This is a genomic window from Mycobacterium sp. (assembly GCF_035603715.1).
GTDB lineage: Bacteria > Actinomycetota > Actinomycetes > Mycobacteriales > Mycobacteriaceae > Mycobacterium.
The window spans coordinates 1-13,319 of the sequence record NZ_DATNJW010000059.1 but is presented as its reverse complement, the minus strand read 5'-3'; the positions used below and the strand labels follow the sequence as shown (position 1 = coordinate 13,319).

General features: G+C 64.4%; 13 protein-coding genes. 11 read left to right on the top strand and 2 right to left on the bottom strand.

All coding sequences use genetic code 11. The features are described 5' to 3' along the window. The first annotated feature begins 321 nt into the window (after positions 1-321). From secY to VN856_RS02395, 7 genes are all read left to right on the top strand, one after another. Complete coding sequence (gene secY, locus VN856_RS02425) at positions 322-1,647, top strand: preprotein translocase subunit SecY (protein WP_325685796.1); 1,326 nt, start codon at positions 322-324, stop codon at positions 1,645-1,647. After that, positions 1,644-2,189, top strand: coding sequence for an adenylate kinase (locus VN856_RS02420; protein WP_325685794.1), 546 nt, complete (start codon positions 1,644-1,646; stop codon positions 2,187-2,189). Before secY ends, VN856_RS02420 begins: the two co-directional genes overlap by 4 nt. 2 nt (positions 2,190-2,191) lie before the next feature. Beyond that, positions 2,192-2,992 carry a type I methionyl aminopeptidase gene (gene map, locus VN856_RS02415; RefSeq protein ID WP_325685792.1) on the top strand — a complete coding sequence of 267 codons (801 nt, stop codon included), beginning with the start codon at positions 2,192-2,194 and terminating at the stop codon, positions 2,990-2,992. Between the two features lie 64 nt (positions 2,993-3,056). Continuing rightward, positions 3,057-3,581 (top strand): sigma-70 family RNA polymerase sigma factor, encoded by a 525-nt coding sequence (locus VN856_RS02410; RefSeq protein ID WP_325685798.1) that lies wholly within the window; start codon positions 3,057-3,059, stop codon positions 3,579-3,581. Beyond that, positions 3,578-5,221: a carotenoid oxygenase family protein gene (locus tag VN856_RS02405; protein ID WP_325685790.1), complete on the top strand. Its 1,644-nt coding sequence runs from the start codon at positions 3,578-3,580 to the stop codon at positions 5,219-5,221. Before VN856_RS02410 ends, VN856_RS02405 begins: the two co-directional genes overlap by 4 nt. Before the next feature lie 76 nt (positions 5,222-5,297). Further along, positions 5,298-5,831, top strand: a complete 534-nt coding sequence (locus tag VN856_RS02400) for a sigma-70 family RNA polymerase sigma factor (RefSeq protein ID WP_325685788.1) — start codon at positions 5,298-5,300, stop codon at positions 5,829-5,831. Positions 5,832-5,901: 70 nt separating this feature from the next. Next, entirely contained in the window at positions 5,902-6,648 is a 747-nt protein-coding gene (locus tag VN856_RS02395; protein WP_325685786.1) for a zf-HC2 domain-containing protein, read from the top strand. A gap of 26 nt (positions 6,649-6,674) precedes the next feature. Here VN856_RS02395 and VN856_RS02390 read toward each other — a convergent pair whose 3' ends face one another. After that, positions 6,675-8,015 carry an FAD-binding oxidoreductase gene (locus VN856_RS02390; protein WP_325685784.1) on the bottom strand — a complete coding sequence of 447 codons (1,341 nt, stop codon included), beginning with the start codon at positions 8,013-8,015 and terminating at the stop codon, positions 6,675-6,677. Then, a complete protein-coding gene (locus VN856_RS02385; protein WP_325685782.1) occupies positions 7,973-9,175 on the bottom strand; it encodes an NAD(P)/FAD-dependent oxidoreductase in 1,203 nt (400 codons plus the stop codon). Before VN856_RS02385 ends, VN856_RS02390 begins: the two co-directional genes overlap by 43 nt. 91 nt (positions 9,176-9,266) lie before the next feature. Between VN856_RS02385 and VN856_RS02380 the strand changes: the two genes are divergently transcribed. The 4 genes from VN856_RS02380 to VN856_RS02365 form a co-directional block, all read left to right on the top strand. After that, a complete protein-coding gene (locus tag VN856_RS02380) occupies positions 9,267-11,003 on the top strand; it encodes a thiamine pyrophosphate-binding protein (RefSeq protein ID WP_325685780.1) in 1,737 nt (578 codons plus the stop codon). Further along, on the top strand, positions 10,984-11,649 hold the full coding sequence (locus VN856_RS02375; protein WP_325685778.1) for an SRPBCC family protein: 666 nt from the start codon (positions 10,984-10,986) through the stop codon (positions 11,647-11,649). Before VN856_RS02380 ends, VN856_RS02375 begins: the two co-directional genes overlap by 20 nt. Then, positions 11,646-12,668, top strand: coding sequence for a 3-oxoacyl-ACP synthase III family protein (locus tag VN856_RS02370; protein WP_325685776.1), 1,023 nt, complete (start codon positions 11,646-11,648; stop codon positions 12,666-12,668). The genes VN856_RS02375 and VN856_RS02370 overlap by 4 nt, the downstream gene beginning before the upstream one ends. Further along, positions 12,668-13,319: aminotransferase class I/II-fold pyridoxal phosphate-dependent enzyme (locus VN856_RS02365; protein WP_325685774.1), on the top strand; the 652-nt coding region annotated here is incomplete at its 3' end. The genes VN856_RS02370 and VN856_RS02365, both read left to right, overlap by 1 nt.

Here is a 13,319-nt window from a genome sequence, read left to right as displayed (position 1 = left end):
TATCACTCTCAAACCGTGTGTTACCCATGTGCGTCATGCAATACCTTTCGACTGAATTCGCCACCGACTTGATATTTAGCCAAGGTAAAGAGCTATCGAAACTGTACGCCTTGTGCCTTGGGAAGTACTGTGTGCAGCCCTACCCGTTTGCGGGGGAGCGCCACCACCGCTGTTAGTCTCGTAGACTGTCTGACGCGCGCTGGACACCTGCTGGCCTGTGAGTGCTTGCCGCGTGACGCAGGACCATGCAAGAACGTTCAATGCTGGTTTCACCAGCGTGTTGGCATGCCGCGAACAGAGACCGGCTGCGCAGGAGGAAGAGTGCTTTCGGCTTTCATCTCATCGCTGCGAACAGTCGACCTGAGACGGAAGATCCTGTTCACCCTGGGCATCGTTGTGCTCTATCGCTTGGGTGCGACGGTCCCGTCGCCCGGCGTCAACTACCCCAACGTGCAGAAGTGCATCGCGCAGATCAGCGGCGGGGACTCGGCGCAGATCTACTCGCTGATCAACTTGTTCTCCGGTGGCGCGCTGTTGCAGCTGACCGTGTTCGCGGTCGGCGTGATGCCATACATCACCGCGAGCATCATCGTGCAGCTGCTCACCGTGGTCATTCCGCGGTTCGAGGAGCTTCGAAAAGAAGGCCAGTCCGGCCAGGCCAAGATGACGCAGTACACGCGCTATCTGGCCATCGCGCTGGCCATCCTGCAGGCCACCAGCATCGTGGCGCTGGCGGCTAACGGCGGCCTGCTGCAGGGCTGCAGCCTGGACATCATCGCCAACCAGAGCATCTTCTCGCTGATCGTCATCGTGCTGGTGATGACCGCGGGTGCGGCGCTGGTGATGTGGATGGGTGAGCTGGTCACCGAGCGTGGCATCGGTAACGGCATGTCGATGCTGATCTTCGCGGGTATCGCCGCCCGAATCCCGGGCGAAGGCAAGAGCATCCTGGACAGCCGTGGTGGGGTGGTGTTCACCACCGTCCTGGTGGCCGCGCTGATCATCGTCGTCGGCGTGGTGTTCGTCGAGCAGGGCCAGCGCCGCATCCCGGTGCAGTATGCAAAGCGCATGGTGGGCCGGCGGATGTATGGCGGAAGCTCGACTTATCTGCCGTTGAAGGTCAACCAGGCCGGTGTCATCCCGGTGATCTTCGCGTCGTCACTGATCTACATCCCGCACCTGATCACCCAGTTGGTCCGCAGCGGTAGCGGTGGCACGGGCAACACGTGGTGGGACAAGTTCGTCGGCAACTATTTGTCGAACCCAGCCAGCCCGGTCTACATCGGTATCTACTTCGGCCTGATCATCTTCTTCACGTATTTCTACGTCTCGATCACGTTCAACCCCGACGAGCGTGCTGACGAGATGAAGAAGTTCGGTGGCTTCATTCCCGGTATCCGGCCGGGCAAACCGACCGCCGACTACCTGCGTTACGTGCTGAGCAGGATCACCCTGCCGGGGTCGATCTACCTCGGTGTCATCGCGGTGCTGCCCAACCTCTTCCTGAAGATCGGTAGCACCGGGACCGTGCAAAACTTGCCGTTCGGCGGCACTGCGGTTTTGATCATGATTGGCGTCGGCTTGGATACCGTCAAACAGATCGAGAGTCAGCTCATGCAACGCAATTACGAAGGGTTCCTCAAGTGAGAGTTGTGTTGCTGGGCCCGCCTGGAGCGGGCAAGGGCACCCAGGCCGTGCAGTTGGCCGAGAAGCTCGAGGTACCGCACCTGTCCACCGGCGACCTTTTCCGGGAGAACATCGGCAACGGCACCAAGCTGGGTTTGGAAGCCAAGCGCTACTTGGACGCCGGCGATCTGGTTCCGTCTGAGCTGACCAACGAACTCGTCGACGACCGTCTGAGCAAACCGGACACCAACAGCGGATTCATCCTCGACGGTTACCCGCGCTCCGTCCAGCAGGCCAAAGCGCTGCGCGACATGCTCGAGCGCCGCGGAACCGCACTTGATGCCGTCCTGGAGCTTCGAGTGCCCGAAGACGTCTTGTTCGAGCGACTCCGATCGCGGGGCCGCGCCGATGACACCGACGACGTGATCCACAACCGGATGAACGTCTACCGCGACGAGACCGCGCCGCTGATCGAGTACTACAGCAACGAGCTGAGAACCGTGGATGCCGTCGGCTCCGTGGACGAGGTATTCGCCCGCGCGCTGCAGGCGCTCGGGAAGTAACGGTGATCGGCCTGGCCGGCCTGCGCAGTCGCAAAGTGGTGCCACAACGCAGCGCCGCTGAACTCGACGCGATGGCAGCCGCCGGGGCCGTGGTCGCCGCCGCTCTGGGTGCGGTGCGCGAGGCCGCAGTTCCCGGCGTTTCGACGCACGAACTCGACCGGATCGCCGAATCGGTGATCCGTGACGCCGGCGCCACGCCATCGTTCCTCGGCTACCACGGCTATCCGGCGTCGATCTGCTCCTCGGTCAATGACCGTGTCGTGCACGGCATCCCTTCGGGCACCGAGAAACTCGCGGCGGGGGACCTGGTCTCCATCGATTGCGGCGCGATCCTTCACGGCTGGCACGGCGATGCCGCGATCACCTTCGGTGTCGGCCAGATCATCCCTGCCGACGAACTGCTGTCGCAGGCGACCAAGGAGTCGATGGAGGCCGGGATCGCCGCGATGATTCCCGGCAACCGCCTGACCGACGTATCGCACGCCATCGAAACCGGCACGCACGCGGCCGAGGCCCGCTACGGGCGCAAGTTCGGGATTGTCGAGGGCTACGGCGGACACGGCATCGGCAGGCAGATGCACATGGATCCGTTTCTGCCCAACGAAGGATCTCCTGGCCGCGGGCCCGTGCTGGCCGTCGGATCGGTGCTGGCGATCGAGCCAATGCTTACCCTGGGAACCCGCAAAACCGTGGTGCTCGACGACGAGTGGACTGTCACTACCGCAGACGGCTCGCGTGCCGCACACTGGGAGCACACCGTCGCTGCGACCGAGGACGGGCCACGCATTTTGACTCTCGGTTAACCTCGTCGCCGGACGGAGTGAACCGAACGGACACCTAGATCGTGTCATCACCGAGAGGCTGGTGATGGACATACCGGGCACCGGCGCGGAAGCGATCGCTTTGAAGCGGCTGTGCGACCAGCACGCCGCCGCTTTATGGCGCTATGCGTGGCGGTTGACCGGTGACCATGCCCATGCCGAAGACGTGGTGCAAGAGACCTTGCTACGGGCGTGGCAACACCCGCATGTCTTCAACAACGGGCAGTCCCCGCGCGGCTGGTTGTTCACCGTTGCCAGAAACATGGTCATCGACGACCGACGCAGCGCCCGGTTTCGCCATGAGGTGATTCCCACCGACGGCACGGGGCCGCCGGAACCGGCAGGTCCTGATGAGTCGACCGGGGTGCTGAACCGAGCGTTGATCGGCGACGCGATGGCGCAACTGTCCGCAGAACACCGGGCGGTGGTTGGCCGGTCCTATTACCAGGGCTGGACGACCGCCCAGATCGCCGCCGATCTGGGGATCGCCGAGGGCACGGTCAAGTCGCGGCTGCATTACGCGCTGCGAGGACTTCGCCAGGCACTGGTGGAGATGGGTGTGACGCAATGACGGAATCGCGGAACGGCAACGTGCCGCAGGGCGACCACGAATACGAGATGTGGGACGCCGCCTACGTGCTGGATGCGCTGTCGGATACCGACCGGCGCGAATTCGAGCTGCACATGGCCGGCTGCAGTTCATGCCGGCAAGCCGTAGCAGAGTTCGAGGCCATCGCGCCGATGCTGTCGCTGCTGGACGAGGAGCCCGCCACGGTGCCGGCATGCCCCGATCTGCTGCCCTCCCTGCTGGCGAAGGCCGACCAGCGGTTGGCCGCGAACCGGGTGGAGCTGCAGCCCGCGCTGGTGACGGCGACGGCGGTGCCGGCGGAGACGGTTTTCCCGGTCTTCCGCACCGGCAACTATGCTCCCGTCCACGACGAGCTGACCACATTCGACCTGCCGGTCGAAGGTGACATTCCCGCCGAGCTGAACGGCTGGTACCTGCGTAACGGTCCCAATTCGCGTGCAGGCCAAGGCCATTGGTGTGTCGGCGACGGCATGGTCCACGGAATCCGGTTGGAAAACGGTCGCGCCGCCTGGTATCGCAACCGCTGGGTGCGTACCGAAAGCTTCGACAACCCCGCCCCGCTCTACAACGACGACGGCAGCCGAAACCTGCACTCCAGCATCGCCAACACCCATGTGGTGCGCCATGCCGGCAAGACGCTCGCGCTGATGGAATTCTCGCTGCCCTACGAAATCAGCAATGACTTGAAAACGCTGGGCGCCTACGACTTCGGCGGCATGCTGACCGACTCGATGACCGCGCATCCCAAGATCTGCCCGAACACCGGTGAATTGCATTTCTTCGGCTGCGGCAACATCTTTGAACCACATGTCAGCTATCACCGCGCCGACGCCGACGGCCGGTTGACGATCAGTCGCCCCATCGACGTGCCCGCGCTGACCTTGATGCACGATTTCGCGCTGACCGCCGAGCATGTCGTTTTCCTGGATCTCCCGCTGCTGTTCAACCTGCAGGCGGCGCTCACCGGTTCCTTCGACAGGGATTTGCCGTACCGCTGGGACGACCGGTACCCCGCCCGCCTCGGTGTGCTCCGCCGCGACGACCCCTATGGCCCGTTGCGGTGGTTCGAGATCGATCCGTGCTTCGTCTTCCACGTCGTCAACGCCCACGATGTGACGGCACCCGGCAAAAGCGCCATCGCGCTAGAGGTGCTCCGGTATGACGAAATGTGGCGGGACAACAGTGAATTCGGGACCGATGCGGCGTTGTGGCGATGGACGATCAACCTGGACACCGGGGTGGTCGACGAGACTCAGCTCGATGACCGCGGAGTGGAATTCCCGCGGATCGACGATCGGCTGGCCGGCACGCCCGCCCGCTACTCCGTGGCGGTCGGCAGCGGCGCCCTCATCCGCTATGACCTGCAACGTGACACCGCGGTCGAGCACCGATTCGACCGCGCCGGCGAAGCCGGGGCGCCCGGTGAAGCGGTGTTCGCGCCCGCGATCGGTCGGCCGGACGAACTGGCCGGTTGGTATTTGACATACGTGTACAACTCGGTGACCGACAGCAGCGATCTGGTGGTCATCGACGCTTCCGACTTCGAGGGCGAGCCAGTGGCCCGGATCCGGATGCCGCGCCGTGTGCCACACGGATTCCACGGCAACTGGATGCCCGACTGAGCAAGATCATGGTGCTGAACTGCCAAGGTGAACTCGAAAGGCGCGCAACTCGTATCACATATCAGGAGGTGATCGAGTGAGTCGATTCACCAGCGCCGACAACAGCGAAGCCGCGTTGATGAAGGCGCTCTATGACGAGCACGCTGCACCGTTGTGGCGTTATGCGCTCCGGTTGACCGGCGACGCCGCTCGCGCCGAAGACGTGGTCCAGGAGACGCTGCTGCGGGCCTGGCAGCACCCCGAGGTGATCGGCGACACCGAGCGCTCGGCGCGTGCATGGTTGTTCACCGTTGCGCGCAACATGATCATCGATGAACGCCGCAGTCCAAAATTCCGCAATGTAGTTGGCTCGCTGGATGATTCGGGTGTACCGGAGCGATCCACCCCCGACGAGGTGGACTCGGCGCTGGACCGGATGCTGATCGCCGATGCGATGGCGCAGATGTCAGCGGACCATCGAGCCGTGATCGAGCGGTCCTACTACCGGGGATGGACGACTGCCCAGATCGCCGCTGACCTCGACATCGCCGAAGGGACGGTCAAATCGCGACTACACTACGCGGTGCGGTCGCTTCGACTCTCTCTGCAGGAGATGGGGGTGACCCGATGATGATATTCCGGGCCATCCGGGGGGCCGGCGGCTACGAATGCCTGGTTATGGCGGCAATTGAGGTGACACGATGAGGGTGATTCGAGGTTTCGGCCCTCCCGGTGACAGCGCTATTCCCGCTGGCGACACCCACGACTACGCGACGTGGGATGCCGCCTACGTGCTCGGATCGCTTTCCACCGCCGATCGGCGCGAATACGAGGCGCATCTGAGCGTCTGCCCGCTGTGCAACCAGGCCGTGAGCGAGCTCAGCGGCATGCCGGCGCTGCTGTCGAAGCTCGACGGCGGCACGGTGGCCACACTAGGTGGCGACGACCCCGCCGCGGCGCCGGCTATGGCGCCGACTCTGCTGCCGTCATTGCTGTCCGAGGTTCATCGGCGTCGTCGCCGCGTACGCATGGTGACGTGGACGTCAGGGGCCGCTGCGGCCGTGCTGCTGGCGGTCGGCCTGTTCGTGAGCATCGCCTGGCAGCACCCGACGTCCTCGGTGCCGCCGCAGGCAAGCGTCTCTGCACTGCCGATGGCCCAGATCGGTACCGATGCGCTGGCGTCGACGGTGTCGATCAGCAGCCAGCACTGGGGCACCTACATCGACCTCAACTGTGTCTGCCTGGCCCCGGTCACTGCCCATCACGACAAGCTGGCGATGGTCGTCGTGAGTCGCGACGGTTCCCACACTCAGCTGGCCACCTGGGTCGCTGACCCGGGCCACACGGCGAACCCGTCCGGCAGTATCTCGACGCCCGTCGAGCAGATCGCGGCGGTACAGATCGTTTCCGCCGACAACGGACAGGTACTGCTGCAGCGCTCACTGTGAAACAGTTTGTAGCGCAGAAGATTTGACTAACCGCTTGCCATCCAGCTGTGGAACATGCCACTCGGGTCGTAGGCGGCGCGTACCTGATCCAGGCGTGCCATGTTCGATTCGGTGATGAACGTCGCGGAACGCCGCGCCAGGTTCTCGTCAGCAAGCGAGATGCCGGTTGCCAGATGCGACATCGCGGCCATGTTGGACGGGGCCCAGTCGCCGTAGCGTGCGTCGTCGGCAGCATCGTGCCAGGCGGTGTAGAGCCCCAGGTAAATCTCGTCTTCCACGCCGTAGACCATCTCGGTGCGATCCGCGGACGGTTTCCAGCCCGCGAAGACGAAGTGCGACGGGTGCGGCGGCAAGGTCTCGATGATCTTGCGGATTCCCGGTAGAAGGTCGTCGGCCGGGGCCGACGTGAACATGTTGTCGACGCTATACCGATGGTCCTCAGGGTATTTCGCCATCACGGCCGAATACCAGTTGGCCAGGGTCGTCGGCATGTACGGAAGGGCGGCGGTTGCCCGGTCGATCACCGGGCACGTGCCTAGGATCGCAAGCGCTTTCGCGGCCTCGTCGTCGGACTCGGCGAAAACCGGCGAGGCGATAGCGATCGTCGGCTCGTCGGGTCCGACCTCCGGCGCGTTGCGCGAGGTGAGGATTTGCAGTTCGACTCGATCGTCGATCTCGCCGCTGATCGCGCGGCCCCAGCTGAACACCTCGTCAGCGACGTCGACCGGGTACAGGTACAGACACGTGCCCAGGACGGCCGGACGCCGGTGCAGTCGCAGCGTGAATGACGTAACCACGCCGAAGAATCCGGGCCCGCTGCCACGGGCGGCCCAGTACAGGTCGGGGTGGTGCTCCGGGTCGCAGTAGAGCGTGTCGCCTTCGGCGGTGACGACCTCCAGCCCGAGCACGCTCTCGCACGCCGGCCCGACGACCTTGCTGTTCCAGCCGTATCCACCCTGAAGCAGATACCCACCGAGCCGAATGCCCTCGCAATGGCCGGCCGGGAAGAACATGCCCTGAGCATCGAGATCGGTCGCAAACGCGCTGGCGATCACGCCCGGCCCGACGTGGGCGATCATCGCATCGGTGTCGACACGGCAGTGACCCAGACGGCTCACATCGAGCAGCATCCCGCCATCGCGCAGATGGCTTGCGTTCCAACTGTGTCCGCCCGAGCGAACGCCGACCTGGTAGCCCTGGGCCCGGGCGTAGCGGATCGCAGCGACGACGTCATCGGTGTCGCACGCCTGCACGATCACCTCGGGAAAGCGCTGCGGTAGAAGGCTATTCCACACCGTCTCGCGACGGGCGGCCTCGTAGCCATCTACACCGCGGTGGAAGAACCGCTTTGCGGTGAGTAACGCCATTGATCCCCCTTTGCTGTGGCCGTCAGGTAGTCCGCGATCTGACCGGCCAGTGGCGTGGCCGCCAGCCGGATCGCCCTCAACGGGCCGCTGGGTGGGATGCCGTAGCCGATCGCGAACATCCCATCGCCCATGTCCGAGGCGAAGCCGCCGGGCGGATTGCCGTGTTCGTCGAGCACACCGAGATGGCCGACCAGGCCGCCTAGATCGGGGTCGAAGCCCGTCGCGGCAATGATCACGTCGGGCGTGATGCCGGTGCCGTCGGCCAGGATTACCTGCTTGGATTCGAGTGCCGTGACCGCGGCCACCACGTCGATCCGGCGCGCCCGTACAACGTCGACCAGCTCGTCGGCCAGCGTGGGGATTCGGCCACGCTGTTCCACGGTCGCCTTCAGCCCGAGCGGCGGCCGACCGAAGCCGTACACCGATACATCACCAAGCAGCAGCCGGTTGAGCCGCGCTATCACCGGATCGACGATGCGTGCCGGCACCCGGGCGAACAATTCCAAGAAAACGTCCGAGGGAATCGGGCCGATGGCACGGCGCACCAGATGTGGTGGCGTACGCACCGCCAACCAGACCTTACGCGCGCCGTTGTCGGCCAGCTGAACGGCGATGTCGGCGGCCGAATTTCCGGCGCCGACAACCAGGACGTTGCGATCGCGGAACGGCCAGGCGTTGCGGAAGTCGACGGAATGCACCACGTCGCCGACGAATTGGTTGAGTCCGGGCCATGGCGGGATGGCGGGCGTGCGATAGCGGCCGGTGGCCAGTACGACCGCCGACGATCTGATGTCACCGTGTGAGGTGTCCACCCGCCAGCCTTCGGCTGCGCGTTCGATGCGGTTGACCTCGCTGCCCAGCGCGAGCCTGATGTTCTGCTGGCGGACGTAGCTGTCGAAATATCCGACCATGTCCTCCTTGGAAGGCCAACGGCCGGCGCTGAGAGGAATTCGTTGCCCGGGAAGGTGAGACAGATAACCATTGGTGTTCAACCGGAAGTTGTCGTAGCGATTGCGCCACGACATCGCTGGTGCGGAGGCTTTATCGACGACCAGCGCCGAAACCTGATGCTGGTGCCCGAGCTCGCGCGCGACGGCCAGACCGCCAGGCCCTGCTCCGACGATAACGACGTCATGTCTGCTTCGGCGGTCACTGAACACACACTGCACGTCGATAACACGATTGCGGTTGCCTTGTGGTTCAACAGCAAATGGTGTTGAACCCAAGCGAGCCCCGAGCCGTGTCTCTTGTATGTCGAGAAAGCACCGGGTGGTCGACCACATCGTCGGTCATCTAGCGAGGACCGGAGTTGAGTACATCTTCGGCGTCGACGGCGCCAACATCGAGGACCTTTACGACGCCGCATATTTCCGGCCGGACATCACTGCCGTGCTGGCAAAGCACGAGTTTTCCGCTGCGACGATGGCCGACGGTTACAGTCGCAGCGGCGCCGGCCTGGGCGTTGTCGCCGCGACCTCCGGTGGGGGCGCGCTGAATCTTGTTCCAGCCCTGGGTGAATCGTTCACCAGCCGCATACCGGTTTTGGCACTGGTTGGCCAACCGGCGACCACGATGGACGGTTTGGGCAGCTTCCAGGACACCAGCGGACTCAACGGCTCGTTGAACGCCGAGGCGTTGTTCTCGCAAGTATCGGTGTTCTGCAGGCGGGTAACCAGCGCCGCGGACATCGCCTCCGCACTGCCGGCGGCCATCGCCGCGGCAAAAACGGGCGGCCCGGCAGTGCTGTTGCTGCCCAAAGACATTCAGCAATCCACCATTGACCAGGCATGCTCACCGGATGCCGATCGGCCACAAATAGTTGGTAATCCGCATCCGATTGTGCGCGCCCTGCGGCGGGTGACCGGGCCGGTCACGATCATTGCCGGCGAGCAAGTGGCCCGCGATGACGCGCGTGCCGAGCTGGCCTCGCTTCGGGCGGTGCTACGCGCACGAGTGGCATGTGTGCCCGACGCCAAGGACGTCGCGGGAACACCAGGCTTCGGTTCGTCGTCGGCGCTGGGAGTGACCGGTGTCATGGGCCACCCCGGTGTGGCCGAGGCGGTGGCCGGCAGTGGGCTCTGCCTGGTGGTGGGCACCCGCTTGTCGGTGACCGCGCGGGCCGGTCTCGACGATGCCCTGGCCTCCGTGCCGACGATCTCCATCGGGTCGGCGCCGCCATACTTCCCGTGCACCCACGTCCACACCGACGACCTACGGGTGTCGCTGCGGACGCTGACCGACGCACTCGTCGGCGCGGGACGGCCCACCGGCGTGCGGGTACCCGACGCAATCGCGCACACCGAGCTCACCCCGCCGGCCTTCGACGGCCCGGGCGTGCGCTATCGCGACGCGATGACGGAGCTGGATGACCTACTGCCCGCCGGGGTCGACATCGTCGTCGATGCCGGTAACACCGGCGCGGCGGCCATTCACTATCTGCCGGTGCGGCGCAGGGGACGGTTCGCAGTCGCCCTGGGCATGGGCGGCATGGGTTACAGCTTCGGTGCCGGTATCGGGATGGCGTTCGCCCGCAAAAAGACGCGAGGCGCCGGTGGTCGAGTGGTGGTGATCGCCGGGGACGGCGCGTTCTACATGCACGGCATGGAGGTGCACACCGCGGTGCATTACCGGCTTCCAGTCACCTTCGTGTTGCTCAATAACAACGCCCATGCCATGTGCGTGACCCGAGAACAGCTCTACTACAACGACTTCTACAGCTATAACCGGTTTTCGCCCAGCCACCTCGGGGCGGGTCTGGCCGCGATGTTCCCCAAGCTGTCGTCGGTAGACGTCAGCGACACGACGGAACTGGCGTCCGCAGTGCGCGCCTCACTGAACGTGGACGGTCCGGCGGTGATCAGCGTGGAATGCGCAGCCGACGAAATACCGCCCTTTGCACCATTTCTCGGTACGGCTGTAACCAGCCGCTCTACTAAACAACATATTTCACTACAGGAGGACCGCGCCCATGTCGCTGCCAGCGCTTGACGATATCGCCGCTCACACCGGCACTACCGAACCGATCGACGGTGTCGTTCGGATCGAGACCACGCCGTTGGAGGAGACGGCCGCAAACTTCTTCACGCAGATGCGGTCGGCATACCCTCACAACGAGGTGTTCGGGCAGTACTGCACCGTCAACGACTACGTGGATTGCCCGCCCGACGAACTTTTCGAATATCTGTCGGACACCCGCAGCCTCGAGGAGTGGACCTACACCCTGCGTGGCTTCACCCCGTCCGATGAACCGGGACTCTGGCTGGCTTACGACAAGCTGTTGCCCGACACCACGATTTACACCCGCACCTTCGCCAACTCGCAGGCGCGCACCGTCGACTATCACTGTGCGTGGGATCAGGGCAAGCATCTCTGGATGATCTACCTGATGCGCGTCCTCGACGCCAAGGTGGTGCTGGACAAGCCGGGTTCCGTTGTGATGTGGACGAATTGCCGTCATCCGTTCTACGACGAGAACCCTTATCCCGAGGTCGCCCCGGCGGAGCGTACCGGCTGGGTCGGCGACTTCTGGGACTTGTTCGGACCCGGCCACGCGCTGGAACTGAACAACCTCAAGAGCATCGCCGAATACCGCCACCGCCACGGCCTTTCGATCACCCCGGAGTGGATGAAATGACCACGCAACCCGACGTCAGCCTGATCGACGTCGCCAGCTACCTACCTGGCGAGCCGATCGGCGCCGACTACTACGCACAGTTCGCCGACTCCGACGAATTACGTGACAACCTGATGTTCCGCGCGCCCTCATTCCGTCATCACGTCGGACCGGAGGAGACCGCGATCGACATGGTCGAACGTGCGGCGCAGGGACTGATCGAGCGGCACGGTCGCGACGTGATCGAAAATGTCGACATTTTGATCAGCCACACTCAGTTGCCGGATGTGCCGTTCTATGGCGCCGGCGGTGGGATGGCGCACCGGCTCGGCATGCACCCGAACTGGGTGCTTGATCTGCACAACGGCGGATGTGCGGCATTCGTATTGGCGCTCAACGTTGCCCGTCGGCTGCTCGCATCGGGTGAAGGGCACACCGCGCTGATCGCGATCGCGCAGAACACGGCGGGGCAGGTCTTCGACCAACCAGGAGTGCGTCGCAAGGCGCAGTCGGCGGTTCCCGGTGACGGCGCTGCGGTGGGCCTGGTGACCCTGTCTGACCAGTCACCGATTCTCGACATCGAATGCCGCACATACGGCGAATACGCCGGCGACATGACGATCGCCATGGATCCGCCCCGCAAGTACTGGGAGCCCGGTCCCGGCGAGGGTTCCATCGGGTTCACCGAAACCAAGATTGCCAAGGTGCTGGCCCGCGGGAACCGTCAGGTCCCCGAGGTGGCGTACGCGGTGTGCGACCGAATCGGGCTGAAGCCCAAAGACATTGACCTGCTGGTCACCAATCAGCCCAACCGGGTGTTCCTGCGGAATTGGCGCGAGGCGCTCGAGGTGCCCGAGGAACGTCACCGCGACACCTTTGACGAGTGCGGCAACCTGTTCGGTGCCGGCATCCCGGTCAACCTGGATCGCGCGATCTCCGCGGGTCAACTCGACGCCGGCGACGTGATCATGATGGCTGCTTTCGCACACGCCGGCGACTTCGCCGGCGCGGCCGCGGTGCGCTGGGGAGGTCGTAACTGATGGCCGAACCCGCGCTCGGGACCTCGGTGACCGCCGAGATACTCTCGTCGCTGCCGCAGGCGGTTGACCCACTCGCGTTGTCACTCAACGAAAGTCCCTTTCCGCCCCTTCCTGCGGTGCGCTCGGCGTTGGCCCACAGCCTCGACGTGGCGAATCGCTATCCGGAGTTCCTGCCCGGACAGTTACGGCGAATGATCGCTGACCGGGTCGGGTTGGACGAGGACCAGGTCGTGCTCGGGACGGGAGCATCAGGCGTAGCGGTGCAGGTGTTGCACGCGGTCACCCGCCCGGGTGACCGGATTGTGATGGGCACACCGACTTTCGACGGCTACCCGATCTTCGCGGAGATGGCCCGGCTAACCCAGGTTGCCGTCCCGCTCGACAGGTACGGCTACCAGGACCTGGCGGCCATGGCCGAAGCGGCGGCCGACGCGCGCGTCGTGGTGTTGTGCAGACCGCACAATCCGACCGGAACACTGGAGCCGAGCTGGTCGGTGGAATGGTTCTTGAGCCAGATCCCCAGCGACACCATTGTGCTGCTCGACGAGGCCTACATCGAATTCGTCGCCTCCCGGTACCGGATCGACGGGCCGGATCTGGTCCGGCGATTCCCGAATGTGGTTGTGCTGCGGACCTTCTCCAAAGCTTATG

Bases quoted from the DNA above. Each gene is read 5' to 3' on its own strand.
- VN856_RS02410 (WP_325685798.1), top strand. From the start codon at position 3,057: ATGGACATACCGGGCACCGGCGCGGAAGCGATCGCTTTGAAGCGGCTG.
- VN856_RS02405 (WP_325685790.1), top strand. From the start codon at position 3,578: ATGACGGAATCGCGGAACGGCAACGTGCCGCAGGGCGACCACGAATAC.
- VN856_RS02395 (WP_325685786.1), top strand. From the start codon at position 5,902: ATGAGGGTGATTCGAGGTTTCGGCCCTCCCGGTGACAGCGCTATTCCC.
- VN856_RS02390 (WP_325685784.1), bottom strand. From the start codon at position 8,015: ATGGCGTTACTCACCGCAAAGCGGTTCTTCCACCGCGGTGTAGATGGC.
- VN856_RS02380 (WP_325685780.1), top strand. From the start codon at position 9,267: ATGTCGAGAAAGCACCGGGTGGTCGACCACATCGTCGGTCATCTAGCG.
- VN856_RS02375 (WP_325685778.1), top strand. From the start codon at position 10,984: ATGTCGCTGCCAGCGCTTGACGATATCGCCGCTCACACCGGCACTACC.
- VN856_RS02370 (WP_325685776.1), top strand. From the start codon at position 11,646: ATGACCACGCAACCCGACGTCAGCCTGATCGACGTCGCCAGCTACCTA.